The sequence below is a fragment of the Amycolatopsis sp. lyj-108 genome (assembly GCF_046549005.1).
Lineage (GTDB): Bacteria > Actinomycetota > Actinomycetes > Mycobacteriales > Pseudonocardiaceae > Amycolatopsis.
The window spans coordinates 119,682-136,015 of sequence record NZ_JAJPWQ010000015.1 but is presented as its reverse complement, the minus strand read 5'-3'; the positions used below and the strand labels follow the sequence as shown (position 1 = coordinate 136,015).

General features: G+C 69.6%; 22 protein-coding genes. 12 read left to right on the top strand and 10 right to left on the bottom strand.

What is annotated here, in order from left to right:
• Positions 1-8 precede the first annotated feature (8 nt).
• From ACLJO0_RS39290 to ACLJO0_RS39265, 6 genes are all read left to right on the top strand, one after another.
• Positions 9-518 carry a SigE family RNA polymerase sigma factor gene (locus ACLJO0_RS39290; RefSeq protein ID WP_410584730.1) on the top strand — a complete coding sequence of 170 codons (510 nt, stop codon included), beginning with the start codon at positions 9-11 and terminating at the stop codon, positions 516-518.
• Entirely contained in the window at positions 515-1,513 is a 999-nt protein-coding gene (locus tag ACLJO0_RS39285; protein ID WP_410584728.1) for a hypothetical protein, read from the top strand. The genes ACLJO0_RS39290 and ACLJO0_RS39285 overlap by 4 nt, the downstream gene beginning before the upstream one ends.
• Positions 1,514-1,541: 28 nt before the next feature.
• On the top strand, positions 1,542-2,465 hold the full coding sequence (locus tag ACLJO0_RS39280; RefSeq protein ID WP_410584726.1) for an NADP-dependent oxidoreductase: 924 nt from the start codon (positions 1,542-1,544) through the stop codon (positions 2,463-2,465).
• A gap of 116 nt (positions 2,466-2,581) precedes the next feature.
• On the top strand, positions 2,582-3,304 hold the full coding sequence (locus ACLJO0_RS39275) for an ABC transporter ATP-binding protein (RefSeq protein WP_410584724.1): 723 nt from the start codon (positions 2,582-2,584) through the stop codon (positions 3,302-3,304).
• Complete coding sequence (locus tag ACLJO0_RS39270; protein WP_410584722.1) at positions 3,301-4,035, top strand: ABC transporter permease; 735 nt, start codon at positions 3,301-3,303, stop codon at positions 4,033-4,035. The genes ACLJO0_RS39275 and ACLJO0_RS39270 overlap by 4 nt, the downstream gene beginning before the upstream one ends.
• 9 nt (positions 4,036-4,044) lie before the next feature.
• Entirely contained in the window at positions 4,045-4,431 is a 387-nt protein-coding gene (locus ACLJO0_RS39265) for a PPOX class F420-dependent oxidoreductase (protein WP_410584720.1), read from the top strand.
• Between the two features lie 251 nt (positions 4,432-4,682).
• On the opposite strand, the gene ACLJO0_RS39260 is transcribed toward ACLJO0_RS39265, so the two are convergent.
• The 3 genes from ACLJO0_RS39260 to hisH form a co-directional block, all read right to left on the bottom strand.
• Entirely contained in the window at positions 4,683-5,030 is a 348-nt protein-coding gene (locus tag ACLJO0_RS39260; RefSeq protein ID WP_410584718.1) for a DUF1330 domain-containing protein, read from the bottom strand.
• A 79-nt stretch (positions 5,031-5,109) separates the two neighbouring features.
• Entirely contained in the window at positions 5,110-5,847 is a 738-nt protein-coding gene (gene priA, locus ACLJO0_RS39255) for a bifunctional 1-(5-phosphoribosyl)-5-((5-phosphoribosylamino)methylideneamino)imidazole-4-carboxamide isomerase/phosphoribosylanthranilate isomerase PriA (protein WP_007029948.1), read from the bottom strand.
• A gap of 9 nt (positions 5,848-5,856) precedes the next feature.
• Positions 5,857-6,480 carry an imidazole glycerol phosphate synthase subunit HisH gene (gene hisH, locus ACLJO0_RS39250; RefSeq protein WP_410585020.1) on the bottom strand — a complete coding sequence of 208 codons (624 nt, stop codon included), beginning with the start codon at positions 6,478-6,480 and terminating at the stop codon, positions 5,857-5,859.
• Positions 6,481-6,615: 135 nt separating this feature from the next.
• Here hisH and ACLJO0_RS39245 point away from each other — a divergent pair, with 135 nt between their 5' ends.
• Entirely contained in the window at positions 6,616-6,795 is a 180-nt protein-coding gene (locus ACLJO0_RS39245; protein WP_410584716.1) for a hypothetical protein, read from the top strand.
• A gap of 72 nt (positions 6,796-6,867) precedes the next feature.
• Complete coding sequence (locus tag ACLJO0_RS39240; RefSeq protein ID WP_410584714.1) at positions 6,868-8,040, top strand: acyl-CoA dehydrogenase family protein; 1,173 nt, start codon at positions 6,868-6,870, stop codon at positions 8,038-8,040.
• Positions 8,041-8,053: 13 nt separating this feature from the next.
• On the opposite strand, the gene ACLJO0_RS39235 is transcribed toward ACLJO0_RS39240, so the two are convergent.
• Genes ACLJO0_RS39235 through ACLJO0_RS39225 form a run of 3 tightly spaced genes read right to left on the bottom strand, consistent with a single transcriptional unit; the run spans position 8,054 to position 10,068 of the window.
• Complete coding sequence (locus ACLJO0_RS39235) at positions 8,054-8,470, bottom strand: NUDIX hydrolase (RefSeq protein ID WP_410584712.1); 417 nt, start codon at positions 8,468-8,470, stop codon at positions 8,054-8,056.
• Positions 8,471-8,480: 10 nt separating this feature from the next.
• On the bottom strand, positions 8,481-9,371 hold the full coding sequence (locus tag ACLJO0_RS39230; protein ID WP_410584710.1) for a transketolase family protein: 891 nt from the start codon (positions 9,369-9,371) through the stop codon (positions 8,481-8,483).
• A gap of 4 nt (positions 9,372-9,375) precedes the next feature.
• Positions 9,376-10,068, bottom strand: coding sequence for a transketolase (locus tag ACLJO0_RS39225; RefSeq protein ID WP_410584708.1), 693 nt, complete (start codon positions 10,066-10,068; stop codon positions 9,376-9,378).
• 52 nt (positions 10,069-10,120) lie between these two features.
• Here ACLJO0_RS39225 and soxR point away from each other — a divergent pair, with 52 nt between their 5' ends.
• Together soxR and ACLJO0_RS39215 are read left to right on the top strand one after the other, a co-directional pair.
• Positions 10,121-10,582: a redox-sensitive transcriptional activator SoxR gene (soxR, locus tag ACLJO0_RS39220; protein ID WP_125794898.1), complete on the top strand. Its 462-nt coding sequence runs from the start codon at positions 10,121-10,123 to the stop codon at positions 10,580-10,582.
• Positions 10,583-10,628: 46 nt separating this feature from the next.
• On the top strand, positions 10,629-11,177 hold the full coding sequence (locus ACLJO0_RS39215) for an RNA 2'-phosphotransferase (RefSeq protein ID WP_410584705.1): 549 nt from the start codon (positions 10,629-10,631) through the stop codon (positions 11,175-11,177).
• Here ACLJO0_RS39215 and ACLJO0_RS39210 read toward each other — a convergent pair.
• Both ACLJO0_RS39210 and ACLJO0_RS39205 read right to left on the bottom strand, forming a co-directional pair.
• Complete coding sequence (locus ACLJO0_RS39210) at positions 11,174-12,046, bottom strand: hypothetical protein (protein WP_410584703.1); 873 nt, start codon at positions 12,044-12,046, stop codon at positions 11,174-11,176. The genes ACLJO0_RS39215 and ACLJO0_RS39210 overlap by 4 nt on opposite strands.
• 46 nt (positions 12,047-12,092) lie before the next feature.
• Complete coding sequence (locus tag ACLJO0_RS39205) at positions 12,093-12,662, bottom strand: TetR/AcrR family transcriptional regulator (protein WP_410584701.1); 570 nt, start codon at positions 12,660-12,662, stop codon at positions 12,093-12,095.
• 160 nt (positions 12,663-12,822) lie between these two features.
• Between ACLJO0_RS39205 and ACLJO0_RS39200 the strand changes: the two genes are divergently transcribed.
• Positions 12,823-15,003: an MMPL family transporter gene (locus ACLJO0_RS39200; protein ID WP_410584699.1), complete on the top strand. Its 2,181-nt coding sequence runs from the start codon at positions 12,823-12,825 to the stop codon at positions 15,001-15,003.
• A 138-nt stretch (positions 15,004-15,141) separates the two neighbouring features.
• On the opposite strand, the gene ACLJO0_RS39195 is transcribed toward ACLJO0_RS39200, so the two are convergent.
• Both ACLJO0_RS39195 and ACLJO0_RS39190 read right to left on the bottom strand, forming a co-directional pair.
• The gene (locus tag ACLJO0_RS39195) at positions 15,142-15,696 is read right to left on the bottom strand and encodes an NADAR family protein (RefSeq protein ID WP_410584697.1); all 555 of its coding nucleotides are present in this window, start codon (positions 15,694-15,696) and stop codon (positions 15,142-15,144) included.
• Between the two features lie 55 nt (positions 15,697-15,751).
• Positions 15,752-15,907 carry a hypothetical protein gene (locus ACLJO0_RS39190; protein WP_167373564.1) on the bottom strand — a complete coding sequence of 52 codons (156 nt, stop codon included), beginning with the start codon at positions 15,905-15,907 and terminating at the stop codon, positions 15,752-15,754.
• 87 nt (positions 15,908-15,994) lie between these two features.
• Between ACLJO0_RS39190 and ACLJO0_RS39185 the strand changes: the two genes are divergently transcribed.
• A complete protein-coding gene (locus tag ACLJO0_RS39185; protein WP_410584695.1) occupies positions 15,995-16,333 on the top strand; it encodes an ArsR/SmtB family transcription factor in 339 nt (112 codons plus the stop codon).
• The last annotated feature ends 1 nt before the right edge of the window (position 16,334 follow it).

Sequence of the window (16,334 nt, the reverse complement as noted above, 5' to 3'; positions counted from 1 at the left end):
GGGAACACGTGCCTGCGACCTTCGACGAGTTCGTCGCGGATCGCCTGGACGGGCTCCTGCGCTACGCGACCGTCCTGACCGACGATCCGTACCTGGCGCAGGACATCGTCCAGGAGGTACTGCTGCGCGCTCAGCAACGCTGGCCGAAGATCGACTCGCCGCCGACGTACGTCCGCCGGATGGTGACCAACGAGTACCTCTCGTGGCGGAGGCGGCTGGCGGTCCGCCGGGTGGTGCCGTCGTCACCCGAGGTCCTCGACCTCGTCAGCCCGCCGGTCTCCGATCACGCCGCCGAGTACGACGAACGCGACGCGATGCTGGACAGGCTCGCGAAGCTCCCGCGCAAACAACGCGCCGCGATCGTGCTCCGCTACTACGAGAACTACTCCGACGAGGAGATCGGCGCGGTACTCCGCTGCGCGACGTCGACCGTGCGCAGCCAGATTTCGCGCGCGCTCGCGACGCTGCGGGAAACCGGTCCGTCCTCGTCCGTTCAGCCCACGGGAGCCCGCAAATGACCCGACTGAGTGAAGAACGCACCGAGGATCTGCTCCGGGAGAGCCTCGAACAGCTGGCGGCGCGGGCGCCCGACGGGGCCGAGATCCGCGAGGTGCTGGCCCAACGGTCGCGAAGCAGGCCGAAGATGGCCTTGGCACTGGTCGCGGCGGCGGTCGCGATCATCGCGCTCGGCGTGCCGCTCGGCCTGCGGGCCTTCACCGCGGTTCCCCCGGCCGCGCAGCGCAACGCCGATTGGGCGGTACTGCCGTACAAACCGGGTTGGCTGCCCGACGGTTTCACGGAGATGAGCCGCACCGCGAAGCCCTACCCCGCGCCTCAGACCAGGATGTGGAACGGCGGCGAGGCAGGCCAGGTCAAGCTGACGACCACTCCGCTGGACGAGCGGCGCGGGCCGTGGACGATCGCGCCCGCCCCGAACCAGATCATCGTGCACGGCCGGGTCGGCATGGTCTCGGAGGTCGACGGCGACGCGACGATGCTGACCTGGTCACCCGACAACGCGTACGTGCTGAACCTGACCCTGCACGGTGTGCGTGACCCGCGCGGCGTGGGTCAGCGGATCGCGGACGAGATGGTCAGGGACGGCCGTGCCCGGGTTTCGGGCGAACTGCGGTTCGGCAGGTTGCCCGCCGATCTGGAGCTGTCCGGGGTGAACCTGCCCATGGCGGTCGGCGGCGGCATGACCGAGCTCGAAGCCACCCGTGCCGGGCAGCCCACCGCTCCGGCGGTCGTCACGGCGAAGCTCGGCGGCGAACGGCCGGACGCGGGCGACGCCGCGCCCGTGCCGCTCAAGATCCGGGGCCTCGACGGTTTCGCCCTCCCCGCGCGGAACGGGCGGCTCGGGCAGCTGGACGAAACGGTCGCCGTCCAGGTCGAAGGCGGGCGCTGGCTCACCGTGTCGGGTGAACGGGACAGGGCCACGCTGGCCGACATCGCCGAGGGCCTGCAGATCGTCCCCGGCGACTACAGCTGGTTCGGGAAACCGCCGGAATAGTGACGGGCGGGCGGAGGTTGTCGACGGCATGACGGACACCTACCGCTCCATCGCGTTCACCGAATACGGCGACTCCGGGGTCCTGCGTGTCCTCGAGCGTGAGCTTCCCGAACCCGGCCCCGGCCAGGTCAGGGTCGCCGTCCGGGCCGCGGGGGTGAACCCGATCGACTGGAAGATCCGCGCCGGGCTGCTGGCCGAGGTGTACCCGGCGAAGTTCCCCGCCGTTCCCGGTGGGGACATCGCCGGCGTGATCGACGCCGTCGGTGAAGGTGTGTCCGGCTTCGCGGCCGGTGACGAGGTCCTCGGCAGGGGTATCGGCGGATACGCGGAGTACGTCCTCGCGGATCCGGCGGGCCTGACCCGCAAGCCGGAGGCGCTGTCCTGGGAACTCGCCGCGGCGTTGCCCGTGGTCGTCGGCACCGCTTATCGCGCCCTCAACCTGCTGGATCTCCAGGAGGGCGAGACGCTGCTCATCGACGGCGCGGCGGGCGGTGTCGGCACCATCGCCGTCCAGCTCGCGGTCGCGCGCGGGCTCACTGTCGTCGGCACCGCGAGCGAAGCGAACCACGACTACTTGCGTTCACTGGGCGCCGTCCCGGTGCAGTACGGCGAAGGACTGGCAGAACGCGTACGCGACGTCGCGCCGCAGGGCATCGACGCGTCCTTCGACACCTCCGGACGCGGCTCGCTCGCCACCCTCGTCGAACTGACCGGCGGCCCGAAGCGCGTCGTCACCATCGCCGCGCCGGACGCGGCCGACCACGGCGTCCGCTTCACCTCCGGTTCCCCGGCCGAGCAGGTCCCCGGCGCGCTGGACGAAGGCGTCGCGCTGGCCGCCGAAGGCAAGCTCGACCTGCCGATCGCCAGGGTCTACCCGCTCGCCGAAGCGGCCGCGGCCCAGGACGAGAGCGAAGCGGGGCACGTCCGGGGCAAGCTCGTCCTGGTGCCGTGAGCCTTCCCGCGGCGGCGAGCCGGCTGCTCGTCGACGATTACCCGGGCATCGCCGTCCGGCGGTCCTGAAACACGCAGCCTTGACTCACGCTTCTCAACGGGCGCAGAATTAAACGCATGGCTAATTCAGCGATCTCCGTGACGGGGCTGAAGGTCGTCCGCGGCGGCCGCGAGGTCGTCAAGGACATCGCGTTCCAGACGCCGCGTGGCCGCATCACCGGCTTGCTCGGGCCGAGCGGCTGCGGCAAGACGACGCTGATGCGCTCGATCGTCGGCGTGCAGATCGTCGACGGCGGCGAGGTCACCGTGCTCGGTCATCCCGCGGGCAGCCCGCCGCTGCGGCGGCTGATCGGCTACGCCACCCAGAACCCGGCCATCTACGCCGACCTCACCATCGCGGAAGCGTTGCGCTACTTCGCATCCGTCCTTCGCGCGCCGATGTCCGATGTGGACAGGGTGATCGCCGAAGTCGGACTGGCCGACCACGCGGGCAAGCTGGTCGGCTCACTGTCGGGCGGCCAGCACAACCGTGCCAACCTCGCCGTCGCGCTGCTCGGGAAACCCGAACTGCTCGTCCTGGACGAACCCACCGTCGGCCTCGATCCCGTGCTCCGCGACGAACTCTGGGCGCTCTTCCGCCGTCTCGCCGACGGCGGGGCGACACTGCTCGTGTCCAGCCACGTCATGGACGAGGCGGCGCGATGCGACCGCCTGCTGCTCATGCGCGAAGGCCGGATCCTCGCCGACGACACCCCGGCCGGGCTGCGCGAACGCACCGGGACGACCGATCTGGAGCAGGCGTTCCTGCGGCTCGTCCGCGAGACGGAGATGACCTCGTGAACCCCACACTGACGCTCGCCACGGCCCGCCGCATCCTCCTGCAGTTACGGCACGATCCGCGCACCGTCGCGATGTTGATCGTCGTCCCGTCGCTGCTGATGGTGCTGCTGCGGTTCGTCTTCAACTCCGAAGCGGTGTTCAGCCGCGTCGCCCCGGCGCTGCTCGGCGTCTTCCCGTTCTTGATCATGTTCCTGATCACCTCGATCACCACGCTGCGCGAGCGCACCACGGCCACCCTGGAACGGCTGATGACCCTGCCGATCGGCAGGCTCGACCTGCTCTTCGGCTACGCGATCGCGTTCGGTTCGATCGCGATCGTGCAGGTCGGCCTCGCGGCCGGCGTCTCGCTCGCCTGGCTGGGCCTCGACATCGCGGGGTCGATCGGGATGCTGCTGCTCATCGCCGTCCTCGACGCGCTACTCGGGATGGCGCTCGGCCTGTTCGTGAGCGCGTTCGCGCGGACGGAATTCCAGGCGGTGCAGTTCATGCCGCTGTTCGTCCTGCCGCAGATCCTGCTGTGCGGACTGTTCGTGCCGCGCGGCCAGATGGGCTGGCTGCTGAACTGGCTCTCGGACGTCATGCCGCTTTCGTACGCCGTCGAGGCGCTGACGCGGGTCACCACCTCGGGCACCGTGGACGCGACGCTGATCCGGAACCTGATCATCGTCGGGGCGTGCGCCCTGGCCGCGCTGATCCTCGGCGCGGCGACGTTGCGGCGCCGAACTGCATAGACTCTCCACATGGGATCGGAGTTCGAGCGGATCGCCGCCGAGAAGTACGTCGTCCTGACCACCTTCCGCAAGAACGGCACCCCGGTGCCGACCCCGGTCTGGGCGGCGGGCGACGGCGGCGAACTGGTGCTCTGGTCCGAGCGCAAGGCGGGCAAGGTCAAGCGCATCCGCAACAGCGGCCGGGTCGAGGTCCAGGCCTGCGACTTCCGCGGTAACAACACCCACGGCGACGTTGTCCCCGGCGAGGCGCGGCTGCTCGACCTCGACGGTACCGAACGCGTGCGCAAGGTGATCGCGCGCAAGTACGGGATCACCGGGCGGGTGACGATGTTCTTCAGCAGGCTGCGGGGGCCGAAGGACCGGACCGTGGGAATCGCGATCAAACTGGCGGACTAGCTCGTGAGTGGCTGCGCACGCGTTCTCCTGGTAGCGAGGGCCTCCTTGCCTACTCTGACGGTAGTGAAGGAGGCTTTCGCTACCGTCAGATGTGACCCCTGGTGATAGTGGGAGAGCTGTGACCTCGACGACCGGTCGTGAGTACATGAAGGCGTGACTCGTGTACTTGGATGCCGCACTCGGGAGCGCGGAGAAGGACTCCAGTCAGGCGCTCACGTGAGATTCGCGGTCGTAAGAGCTCGACGCCGGGGTCACGAGGCCTGCAACGCCCGCAGTCCCGCCGCCATCGCCGCCGAGTCGTGGTCCGGCCCGCAGCCTTCCACCAGGATCAGGTCGCCGGGGATGTGGTCCGCCCGCAGGTGCAGGATCTCCTGGTACGCGGGCGAGTCGTACCACTCGCGAGCGGCGTCGAGACTCGGGAACTCGATCATCACCAATGCCCCTGGCCACTCTCCCTCGACCACCTGCACCTCGGCTCCGTGCACGAGGAACCGGCCGCCGAAGGGATCGAGCGTGGCCTGGATCCGTTCCATGTACTCGAAGACCTCTTCGGCCAGCACGGCGGCGGGGCGCAGGTGGGCGATTCCGTAGGCGGTCATGATTCCCTCCAGGTTTTGGTGTCCTGGAAGGAATCCTGACCGAACGGGCGGGTGGCGTCGATTACCCGGGAGGTAAAGCTCAGAACTCCGCGACGGCGGCGAGCGCCTCGGGCAGCGTGAACGCGCCGGCGTAGAGCGCCTTGCCGACGATGGAGCCCTCGACACCGTCGCGGGCCAGCGCGGCCAGCGCGCGGAGATCGTCCACACTGGACACGCCGCCGGAGGCGATGACCGGCGCGTCGGTGCGGGCGGCGACTTCGCGGAGCAGGTCGATGTTCGGGCCCTGGAGGGTGCCGTCCTTGCTCACGTCGGTGACGACGTAGCGCTGCGCGCCGTCGCGGTCGAGCCGGTCGAGGACCTCCCAGAGGTCGCCGCCGTCCTGCGTCCAGCCGCGGGCGGACAGCCGGTGCCCGGCCTCGGTGATCCGCACGTCCAGCCCGATGGCGACGCGGTCGCCGTAGGAGGAGACGACCTTCGCGGTCCATTCCGGGTCCTCGAGCGCCGCGGTGCCGAGGTTGACCCGGCGGGCGCCGGTGGCCAGCGCGGCCTCCAGCGAGGCGTCGTCGCGGATGCCCCCGGACAGCTCCACCTGGACGTCCAGCTTCGCCACGACGTCGGCGAGCAGTTCACGGTTGGAGCCCTTGCCGAAGGCGGCGTCGAGGTCCACCAGATGGATCCACTCCGCACCGTCACGCTGCCAGGCGAGCGCCGCCTCCAGCGGGCTGCCATAGGAGGTTTCGGTGCCGGCCTCGCCCTGGACGAGTCGCACGGCCTGGCCATCGGCCACATCAACGGCGGGAAGGAGCGTGAAAGTCACGCGCCCACTCTAAGCGAGGGTGTTCAGCCAGTTGCGCAGCAGGTGCGCCCCGGCGTCCCCGGACTTCTCCGGGTGGAACTGCGTGGCCCACAGCGGCCCGTTCTCGACGGCGGCGACGAAGTCCTGACCGTGGTTCGCCCAGGTCACCTTGGGTTGCTGCCCGGCGAGGCCGGAGTCCAGTTCCCAGGTCCGCGCGGCGTAGGAGTGCACGAAGTAGAAGCGCGTGTCCGCGTCGAGACCGGCGAACAGTTGCGAGTCCTCCGGGGCGCGGACGGTGTTCCAGCCCATGTGCGGCAGGACGTCGGCCTCCAGTTTGTCGACCGTGCCCGGCCACTCACCGGCGCCCTCGGCTTCCACGCCGTGTTCGACCCCGCGTTCGAACAGGATCTGCATGCCGACGCAGATGCCCAGCACCGGACGGCCGCCGGCGAGGCGTTTGCCGATGAGCTTCTCCCCCGACACCGAGCGAAGCCCCTCCATGCAGGCGGAGAAGGCGCCGACACCAGGGACGACCAGGCCGTCGGCCTCGAGCGCGGCATGGGGGTCGGCGGTGACCTCGACGTCCGCGCCGGCGCGCTGGACGGCGCGTTCGGCGGACCGGAGGTTGCCGGACCCGTAGTCCAGGATCACCACGCGAGGATTAGCCACCCGTCCAGGTTAGCGGACCGGGTTTTCCGCGGATTCCCCGTTTCGACCTTCACTCTTCTGGGTAATAGCGACTCCGAGTGAAGGGTCGGCGCTGGACCGCCCTGCACGGATGGAGGAACGATGCAGGACGCCGACGACCTGACCTGCCTGCTTCGCGCCTGGCGTGAAGACATCGAGAGTGTGCCTTTCCCTACCTTCGCGGAGCTGCTGATTCCGGCGCAGAAGCGGCGCTCCGCCCCCAATCGGCCGGCCACCGCATCGGTTCAGGTGACGAAGACCACCGGATGGCGGGATCGCTGACACTCGACTCCGGTCAGGTGTGTGGTTTTCTTCTTGGGAAGATGCACCACCGAGCCGACCAGGAGTGACCGCATGAGCAGCAGCCCGGATCCGCGCGACTTCCTCGATCTCGACGCCGAGCTCTCCGCCGAGGACCGGGCCATGCGTGACGCCGTGCGCGCCTACGCGCAGGACCAGCTCCTGCCGAACGTCGCCGAGTGGTATGAGACGGGCGCCCTGCCCGCCGCCGACCTCGCCAAGGGATTCGGGCAGCTCGGGCTGCTCGGCATGCACCTGGAGGGTTACGGCTGCGCCGGGACCAGCGCCGTCGCCTACGGCATCGCCTGCCGCGAACTGGAGGCCGTCGACTCCGGGCTGCGCAGCTTCGTCTCGGTGCAGGGTTCGCTGGCGATGTACGCGATCCACAAATGGGGCACCGAGGAGCACCGGCAGGAGTGGCTGCCGCGGATGGCCGCGGGCGAGGCGCTCGGCTGCTTCGGCCTGACCGAGCCGGACGCGGGCAGCGACCCCGGCAGCATGCGGACGCGTGCGGTGCGCGACGGCTCGGACTGGGTGCTGAGCGGTACGAAGATGTGGATCACCAACGGGACCGTGGCCGACGTCGCGGTGGTCTGGGCGCAGACCGACGAAGGCGTGCGCGGTTTCGTCGTCCCCACGGACACGCCGGGCTTCACCGCGAACGAGGTCAAGCACAAGCTGTCGTTGCGGGCCTCGCTGACCGCGGAGCTCGTGCTCGACGGCGTCCGCCTGCCGGAGTCGGCGGCGTTCCCCGAGGTCCGGGGACTGCGCGGGCCGCTGTCCTGCCTGAACGAAGCGCGCTACGGGATCCTGTTCGGTGTCGTCGGCGCCGCTCGTTCCTGCTACGAATCCGCGCTGGAGTACACGCTGAGCCGGGAACAGTTCGGCAAGCCGCTGGCCGGGTTCCAGCTCACCCAGCGCAAGCTCGCCGACCTCGTCGTCGAGGTCAACCGCGCCGGGCTGGTCGCGCTGCGGATCGGGCGGCTCAAGGATGCCGGCACGCTGCACCACAACCACGTCAGCTTCGGCAAGCTCGCCAACGTCCGCTCCGCGCTGGAGGTCGCGAGGACCGCGCGCGGCATGCTCGGCGCCAACGGGATCTCGCTGGAGTACCCGGTGATGCGGCATATGTCGAACCTCGAAACCGTGCTGACCTACGAGGGCACCGAAGAGATGCACGCGCTCTCGCTCGGCCAGTCGGTCACCGGGCTCGCCGCCTTCCGCTGACCTCCGCGCCTGCTCAGAGGAGTTCCGCGAGTCCGGCCGGGTACAGGATCGCGTTGCCGCTCGCCACGTCGGCCATCGGCAGCCAGTGCACGCGCGCGCCGTCGTCGAGCACCACGCCGACTTCGTCGCGCTCGTAGAACGCCTTGTCCGTCAGGTCGGCGGTGAACAGGAACACGATCTCGTGTCCTGGCCTGCCTTCGTAGACGTGCACGTTCTCCAGCACGGCTATCTGCTCGACCGAGGTCAGCTCCGCCGCGAGTTCCTCCTGGAATTCGCGGTGCAGCGCCTCGGCGGCGGTCTCCCCGAACTCGATGCCGCCGCCGAGCGGGCGGTGGTAGGTCTCGCCTTTGGCGTGGTCGCGGCCTTCGAACACGAGAAGGTCTTCGCCGCGGCGGATCACCCCGAGCGCGAGCGCGCGGATCTTCGTCATCCTGCTGACGCTAGCGGAGGAATTCCTTGACGGACAAGGTGATCGAGCCGGCGTCGAGGCCGTGCGCGAGGTCGTGATCGGCCATTTCGCCGTAGATCCGCACTTCCGCGTCGCGCCGGACGCCGAGTGAGAGCAGCCGATGCGGCGTTTCGGGCAAAGCGTCCGACACCGCGTGCGCCGATGTCCCCGCGAGGTACGGCTCGATCAGCACGATGTCGGTGCTCCCCGTGGCCTCGACGGCCGAGCGCAGCCCGGCGGCGTCGAACGGCCGGACGGTCGAGGTGTAGAGCACGGTCAGGTCGAGATCGGCGGTCGCTTCCAGTGCCCTGTCGAGCATCGGCCCGACGGCCACCACCACACCCCGGCCGCCTTCCCGCAGCGTTTGCATGCCCGCGCCCAGATGCGGTTTCTCGTTCTCCTGCGCGGAAAGCCGGAGGTACACCCGCCCGTTGCCGGGGATGGACTCGAGCAGCAGCCGCCGTGCCTCCTCCGGATGCCCCGGCACGTGCACGGTCCAGCCGGGCAGCGTGTCGATGAGGGCGACGTCGCCGGGCGCCTGATGCGTCCGCCCGGCGGTCGGCATGTCATAGGACGCGCCCGAGGACACCAGCACGGCGCCGACGTCCTGATGCCCGAGGTCGAGTTTGACCTGTTCGAACGCACGCTCGACGAGGAAGGACGAGAAGGTGTGGACGATCGGGCGCATCCCGGCCAGTGCCAGCCCGCCCGCGGTGCTCATCATCAGCTGTTCGCGGATGCCGACGTTGAGCACCCGGTCGGGATGTTTCCGGGCGGCGAAGGCGAGTTGTGCCGCGGAGATGTCGGCGAGCACGACGGCGACGTTCGGATCGGTGTCGAGGACCTCGGCGGTGGCGTGGAGGAACGTTTCGCGCATGTTCACGGGTTCAGGCCTTTCGCTCGACGGTCGCGACCACGGCGAGCGGCCGGTCCGGATGGGGTGTGGTGAAGGCTTCGTAGAGCGCTTCGTGATCGCGGCCGTCGACGGTGCGGGTGGTCCAGCCCTCGACCTCGAACCGGCGCGCGAGCCCGCCGGGCCAGCCGTGCGTGGCCGAGGAGTTGTCGATGACGACGGCGGTCAGCTGCGGCATGCCGATGCGGCCCGCGATCGCGATGGCCTCGGCGTTGGAGCCCTCGTCGAGCTCCGCGTCGCCGACGAGGGTGACGACCTTGGCGTCGCGGTATCCCTTGGCGCGCAGGCCGAACACGGTGCCGATGGCCAGCGGGAGCCCGTGCCCGAGCGAACCGCTGGAGATCTCGGCGCCGGGAAGCCGCGCCCGATCGGGATGGTGCCCGAGCCGGGACTCGGCCGAAGTCCAGTCGGCGAGTTCTTCCTCCCGGATGAAGCCCTTCTTCGTCAGCACGGCGTAGTAGGCCATCGGGCCGTGCCCCTTCGACAGCAGGAAGCGATCCCGGCCCGGGTCACGGAGGTTCTCCGGGGTGATGTCGAGCACACGGTCGTAGAGCACCCATAAGACGTCCACAGTGGACTCCGCGGCGGCCTGGTGCTTCTCGTCCCCGGTCATCAACGAGATCAGCCTCGGCAGATCCTCGTAGCCGGTCTTGATGTCAGTGGTCATGAACCGAGGTTGCAACCTCGACTTAGGTCGAAGTCAAGGCTAGCCTGGCGACGTGACGAGACTGGCTGAACACCTGAGCATCGGGCAGGTCGCCGACCGCAGCGGCGTGCCCCATACGGCTTTGCGTTTCTACGAGGACAAAGGGCTGATCAGCTCGGAGCGTTCGGCGGGCAACCAACGGCGGTATTCGCGTTCGGTGCTGCGCCGGATCGCCTTCATCCGCGCCGCGCAGCGGGTCGGCCTCAGCCTGGACGACATCAGCTCGGCACTGGAGACCCTACCCAGGGACCACGCCCCCACCAAAGCCGACTGGGCCCGCCTCTCGCGGGGGTGGCAGGACGAACTCGACGCGCGGATCGACGCGTTACAGCGCCTGCGCGACAGGCTGACCGGTTGTGTCGGCTGCGGGTGCCTTTCCCTGCGCAGCTGCGGGCTGTACAACGCCGACGACCAGATGTCCCGGTTCGGCCCCGGCGCGGGGAAACTGCGCCCGGCCTCCGAGGGCGGCATCTGAATTCCGTTGCCACGCGGGGGCCGGATGTGCGTCACTGGGACGCGAAATGGACAAGAAACACCTCATCCGAGCCTCGAAACGGCTCTCACGGCATCTTCGGCACGCTCCCGGCGACATCGGGATCACCCTGACCCCCGACGGCTGGGTCGGAGTCGACACGCTCTTGGCCGCCTTGCGGCGCAACGGCTTGACCCTCACCCGCGCCGAGCTCGACGAAGTGGTCGAGGGCAACGACAAACGACGCTTCGCCTTCGATGACGACGGGCTGCGGATCCGCGCCAGCCAGGGACACAGCGTCGCCGTCGACCTCGCGCTGCCCGCCGCCATCCCGCCGGACGTGCTCTATCACGGCACGGTTTCCCGGTTCCTCGACGCGATCATGTACGAGGGACTCCGGCCGATGAAGCGGCATGCCGTACACCTCTCGGCGACCGTGGACACCGCGCGGACCGTCGGGGCACGGCGCGGCGCCCCGGTCCTGCTCGCCGTGGACGCACGGCGGATGTCCGCCGCCGGACACGAATTCCAGGTGAGCGCGAACGGCGTCTGGCTCACCGCCGCCGTTCCGCCGGAGTTCCTGCGCAGACTCCCCTAGACCAGGCCGTTGGCCCGCAGGAGCCCGAGCGTGGCCACGGTGAACAACCCGTTCCACTCCAGCGCGGCGGCGGGCGAATAGCTCGTGTAGTCGACCCGCCAGCCGCCGTCGTCGTGCTGCCCGTCGGCCACCCGCCGCAAATCCGCTTCGACGACCTCCGGCCGGAAGAGCTTCCGCGCCGGGCCGCCGGGTTCCGGCGCGAAGTCGAGCGGGCGCATGGCCTCGCCCTCGATCCCGCCGCCGACGGCGACCACCCCGTCGTCCGGGACGAACCGGCCGAGTTTCTCGACCAGTCGCGTGTCGCCGAGCGCGTCCACCAGCTTCATCGCGAAGGCGAGCACGAGCGCGTGCGGCGCCTCGTCGAGCTTCTCGATCTCGTCGAGGCAGTAGCGCGTGGCCTTCGCGAGCCAGGGATGCGCGGCGACCACGGGATCGTGCGCGGCCACGCGGTGCGCGGTGACCGCGACGATCGCGGTGATCTGCAGCGAGGAGACGGAAGAGTCCGCACTGGCCCAGAAAGGCGCGCTGCCCGCCGGGTCCGGCATCGGCAGAGCGAACGGGATACCGCCGTCCGGCAAGGAGATCGAGGTGAGCCAGTCGCACAGTTCGGCCGCCCGCGGGCTGGTCGCCGGGCCGGCGTCGGCGAAGACCTCGAAAGCGTGCAGCGCACCGCCGGGCTGGCTGGTCGCCGAGCGGCAGTCGGGTTCGAGCCCGTGGCCGTAGCCGCCGTCAGGGTTGCGGTATCCCTCCAGCGCGGCGAGCACCGCCGCCGGGTCGCCGTCGCGGTAAAGGACCTCGAAGCGCCGCTTGTCGAGCAGCCGGGCCTGGGTGGCCATGAAGGTGGCCACGCCGTTCAGATCGATGTTCATGCCTACAGGGTCGCGCGGATCGCGACGCCTGTCTTGAACACATCGGTCACGAGCGGCGGCGCGGACGGTTGTAGAGCTTGCGGCCGACGCTGAGGAGCGTTTCGCGCAGCGTCTCGTCGTCGAGCGAGGCGACCTCTGGCGAGCCGCCGGCGAGGGCGATACCGGCCAGGAGCACCTGCGCGGTGACCATCCCCAGCACGTCCGGCTCCGGGCCGGCGAGGATCTCCAGCAGCCGGTTCTTGAAGCTTTCCGAGCGGTGGACGGACTTTTCGACCGCCCGCGCGACGCCGGGGTCGCTGGAGAACAGGGCGACCAGTGCCCGGTGGCGCACCACGAGGTCGACGAAGCCGTCCAGCAGATGGTCGATCTGCGCGCCGCGGGTGCGCTGGGCGCGGGCGTCGTCGACGATGCCCTCCAGCTCGCGCAGCACGGGTTCGGCGACGGCTTCGGTGATCTCCGCCTTCGTCTTGAAGTGGTAGTAGACGGCAGCCTTGGTGACCCCCAGGGCGTCCGCGATCATCTGCAGCGAGGTGCCTTCCACGCCGTGTTCGGTGAACAACCCCAACGCCGTGCGCAGTAGTCGCGTGCGGGTGTCCTCCGCCTGGACGACGTCCATGATCCCTCCTCGTTCAGCCGTCGGAGGTTACGTCAAGCGAGCCCGCCGAGCCAAACGAGTACTAGCCGTGCGGCTAGTCACACACTTGCCGATCGGCTTGTAGCGCCCTAGCCGATCGGCTAGCTTGGAATGAACCTGAACGAGTGAACGGGAGACTTTCGTGGCCAGCTTCCTGTACCGACTGGGCCGGTTCTCGTTCCGACGCCGGGCACTGGTGACGGCGGTGTGGGCCGTCCTCCTGGTGGCCCTCGGCGCGGGTGCGCTGACCTTGTCCGGCCAGCTTTCGAACTCGGTGACCATCCCCGGCACCGAGTCGCAGAAGGCGATCGACCAGCTCGCCGACCGGTTCCCCGAAGCCGCCGCCGGCGGCGCGACCGCGCGTGTCGTCATCTCGACACCGGGTGACATCACCGACGCCGGCGGACAGGCGGCGATCGCTCGCCTCGTCACCGGCCTCAAGGACGCGCCGAAGGTCGCCGGCGTGGTCGACCCGCTGCAGGCGCAGGCGATCTCGCCCGACAAGCACGTGGCGCTGGCCCAGGTCAGCTACCGCGTGCAGGGCTTCGAGCTCACCGACGCCGACCGTGACGGCCTGATGGCCGCGGCGGATTCCGCCAAGGCCGCCGGGTACACGGTGGAGTTCGGCGGTGACGCCGTCCAGGCGATGCCCGCCACGAACGCCACCGAAGGCCTCGGTGTCGCGGTCGCCGCCGTCGTCCTGATCATCACCTTCGGCTCGCTGCTCGCGGCCGGGATCCCGCTGCTGACCGCGCTCATCGGCGTCGGGATCGGCATGGCGGGCATCACGACGGCGTCCGGTTTCCTCGAACTGAACACGAACACGCCGGTGCTCGCGCTGATGATCGGCCTCGCCGTCGGCATCGACTACGCGCTCTTCATCGTTTCCCGCTATCGGCACGAACTGACGATCGGCCGAGATCCGGAGGAAGCCGCCGGACGCGCCACCGGTACGGCGGGCTCCGCCGTGGTGTTCGCCGGGCTTACCGTGATCATCGCGCTGGCGGGCCTGACCGTCGTCGGCATCCCGTTCCTCGGCGAGATGGGCGTCGCCGCGGCGATCACCGTCGCCATCGCGGTCGTCATCGCGCTGACCCTGCTGCCCGCCATCCTCGGGTTCGCGGGCGGCAAACTGGCGGGCGGCAAGATCCGCTTGCGCCGCAAGGAAAACACGACGACGCACGGCGAGCGCTGGGCACGTTTCGTGGCCCGCCACCGGATCCCGGTGCTGATCGCCGCGATCGCCGGACTCGCGATCGTCGCCGTCCCGGCCGCGAGCATGCAGCTCGGCCTGCCGAACGACAGCACCGCCGCGCCGGACACCACCCAGCGCAAGGCCTACGACACCGTCGCCCGCAGCTTCGGCGAAGGCGCGAACGGGCCGCTCGTGATCGTCGTCGACCTCGCGGGCAGCACCGACCGCCAGGCCGCGCTCCAGCAGGCGGCCGCGGATATCGGCGGCCTCCCCGAACGCCCGATCGTCACGCCGCCGAAGGTCAACCGGGACGGTGACCTGGCGCTGCTGACCGTCATCCCGAAGAGCGGCCCGAGCAGCACCGCGACCGAAGACCTCGTCAGCGACATCCGCGGCCTGAACGCGAAACTGGGCACGGCCACCGGCGCGTCGCTGGCGGTGACCGGCCAGACCGCGGCCAACATCGACGTCTCGGAGAAACTCGCCGACGCGATGCTGCCCTATCTCGCGCTGATCGTCGGGCTCGCGTTCCTGCTGCTGATGCTGGTGTTCCGGTCGATCGTGGTCCCGCTGAAGGCGACGCTGGGCTTCCTCGGCTCCGTGGTCGCGACGTTCGGCGCCGTGGTGGCGGTGTTCCAGTGGGGCTGGCTCACCGACCTGCTCGGGGTGAAGACGACCGGGCCGATCATGAGCATGCTGCCGATCCTGCTGATCGGTGTGCTGTTCGGGCTCGCCATGGACTACCAGGTGTTCCTGGTGACGCGGATGCGGGAGGAATACGTCCACGGCGCCGACCCGCAGCAGGCGATGGTCACCGGCTTCCGGCACGGCTCCCGCGTCGTGGTCGCCGCCGCGCTGATCATGATCAGCGTGTTCGCCGGATTCGTCCTCGCGGAGTCTTCGCTGATCCAGTCGATCGGGTTCGCGCTGGCCTTCGGCGTGCTCGTCGACGCGTTCGTGATCCGGATGACCATCGTGCCGGCACTGATGTCCCTGCTCGGACGCGGTGCCTGGTGGCTGCCGAAGTGGCTGGACCGGGTGCTGCCGGACGTCGACGTCGAAGGCGAGAAGCTCGCGAAGCAGCTGGACGCGCCTGACGAGCGGGAGCTGGTCGACGCCTCGAAGTAGGCACTGGTCGCGAGTTCATCCGGGACGTGGGTCGGCGCCCGTGTCGCGAAAGCCACTTTCGGGACGCCTGGCGTCCCGAAAGTGGCTTTCGCGACACGCCACCTTTTGCCTGAGTACGTGAAGGCCCCCTTCACGTACTCAGGCGAGCGCCGCGCGGGCCTCTCCCAGTGTGAAGCCGAGCAGGTTCAGGCCGCGCCAGCGTTCCGCGTTCTCGACATGCGGGTGGTCGGCAGCGAGCCCGATCCCCCAGATGGCGTCCAGCGGACTGGCCTCGACCAGCACCCGGTTCTTGGTTCCGAGCAGGAAGTCGCGCAGTTCCGGGTGCTGCCCGAACTTCGCGATCGTTCCGTCGAGGACGATGCCGTAGCGCTCGTCTTCCCAGCGGCCCTGCTCGAATCCCCGCACTTCGCGGCCCAGCGTCTTGGCCTCACGCGGATGCCGGGAGCCGAGGATTCGCGCCGCGCTCTCGGCGTCGTCGAACAGAACTGCTTTGCGCCACATCATGTAGTGCTCGGCCGTCGAGAAGCTTTCGCCGTCGGCGGCGAACCGGGCGGGCCACCACTGGCTGAAGCATTCCGGCCCGATCGTGCCGTCACGCCGAGGCTGATGGCCCCAGAAGAACAGGAACTTGACGCGGCTCCCCGATCGCTGGAGCCGGACGACCTCGGCGACCGAGCGCGGGTTTCCGGACATGCCGGACAGCATGCTCGCCGTCGTCGCGGCGCGCAGCCGAATTACCGGGCAGAGCTCAGGCGAGCCAGGCGATGGCGCCGCCGATGGCCAGCACCGCGCCGATCCCCAGCACGACGGCCATGAACTTGACGCTCTTCCAGGTCGCGTAGACGCCGCCGATCAGGAAGCCGCCGAGCGCGAACAGCAGCACAGCGATGGTCGTGTTACTCACGACCGCCACCCTGCCACATGTCCGCCACCGCGACCGCGCCGGGCCGGGCCTTGCCCTCGCGACCGGGCACGGCTAACGTACAACCACATGGTTGTACTTCTGGAGGAGGGCGAGGAGTCGCTCAACCAGCTCTTCCGCGCCTTGGCCGACGGCACGCGCCGCGACATCCTGGCGCGGGCGATCGCGGAAGCGCCGTCGGTGTCCGATCTCGCCGCGCGGTACGAGATGAGTTTCGCCGCCGTGCAAAAGCACGTCGCCGTGCTGGAGCGCGCGGGTCTCGTGCGCAAACGTGCCAACGGTCGTGAGCAGCTGGTCTCGACCGACCGCGCGCGGCTCCAGCGGGCCGGTGAACTTCTCGACTCCTACGAAGTCCTTTGGCGCCAACGTGTGGAGCAGCTCGACGATGTCCTGCGGGAAGGAAACTGAC

What these genes read in the sequence shown, in the direction of transcription:
- ACLJO0_RS39195 (WP_410584697.1), bottom strand. Translation starts at nt 15,696, where the DNA reads ATGTCCGGAAACCCGCGCTCGGTCGCCGAGGTCGTCCGGCTCCAGCGA.
- ACLJO0_RS39285 (WP_410584728.1), top strand. Translation starts at nt 515, where the DNA reads ATGACCCGACTGAGTGAAGAACGCACCGAGGATCTGCTCCGGGAGAGC.
- ACLJO0_RS39265 (WP_410584720.1), top strand. Translation starts at nt 4,045, where the DNA reads ATGGGATCGGAGTTCGAGCGGATCGCCGCCGAGAAGTACGTCGTCCTG.
- ACLJO0_RS39235 (WP_410584712.1), bottom strand. Translation starts at nt 8,470, where the DNA reads ATGACGAAGATCCGCGCGCTCGCGCTCGGGGTGATCCGCCGCGGCGAA.
- ACLJO0_RS39260 (WP_410584718.1), bottom strand. Translation starts at nt 5,030, where the DNA reads ATGACCGCCTACGGAATCGCCCACCTGCGCCCCGCCGCCGTGCTGGCC.
- ACLJO0_RS39225 (WP_410584708.1), bottom strand. Translation starts at nt 10,068, where the DNA reads ATGACCACTGACATCAAGACCGGCTACGAGGATCTGCCGAGGCTGATC.
- ACLJO0_RS39280 (WP_410584726.1), top strand. Translation starts at nt 1,542, where the DNA reads ATGACGGACACCTACCGCTCCATCGCGTTCACCGAATACGGCGACTCC.
- ACLJO0_RS39245 (WP_410584716.1), top strand. Translation starts at nt 6,616, where the DNA reads ATGCAGGACGCCGACGACCTGACCTGCCTGCTTCGCGCCTGGCGTGAA.
- ACLJO0_RS39215 (WP_410584705.1), top strand. Translation starts at nt 10,629, where the DNA reads ATGGACAAGAAACACCTCATCCGAGCCTCGAAACGGCTCTCACGGCAT.
- ACLJO0_RS39240 (WP_410584714.1), top strand. Translation starts at nt 6,868, where the DNA reads ATGAGCAGCAGCCCGGATCCGCGCGACTTCCTCGATCTCGACGCCGAG.
- ACLJO0_RS39210 (WP_410584703.1), bottom strand. Translation starts at nt 12,046, where the DNA reads ATGAACATCGATCTGAACGGCGTGGCCACCTTCATGGCCACCCAGGCC.
- ACLJO0_RS39185 (WP_410584695.1), top strand. Translation starts at nt 15,995, where the DNA reads ATGGTTGTACTTCTGGAGGAGGGCGAGGAGTCGCTCAACCAGCTCTTC.
- ACLJO0_RS39205 (WP_410584701.1), bottom strand. Translation starts at nt 12,662, where the DNA reads ATGGACGTCGTCCAGGCGGAGGACACCCGCACGCGACTACTGCGCACG.
- ACLJO0_RS39275 (WP_410584724.1), top strand. Translation starts at nt 2,582, where the DNA reads ATGGCTAATTCAGCGATCTCCGTGACGGGGCTGAAGGTCGTCCGCGGC.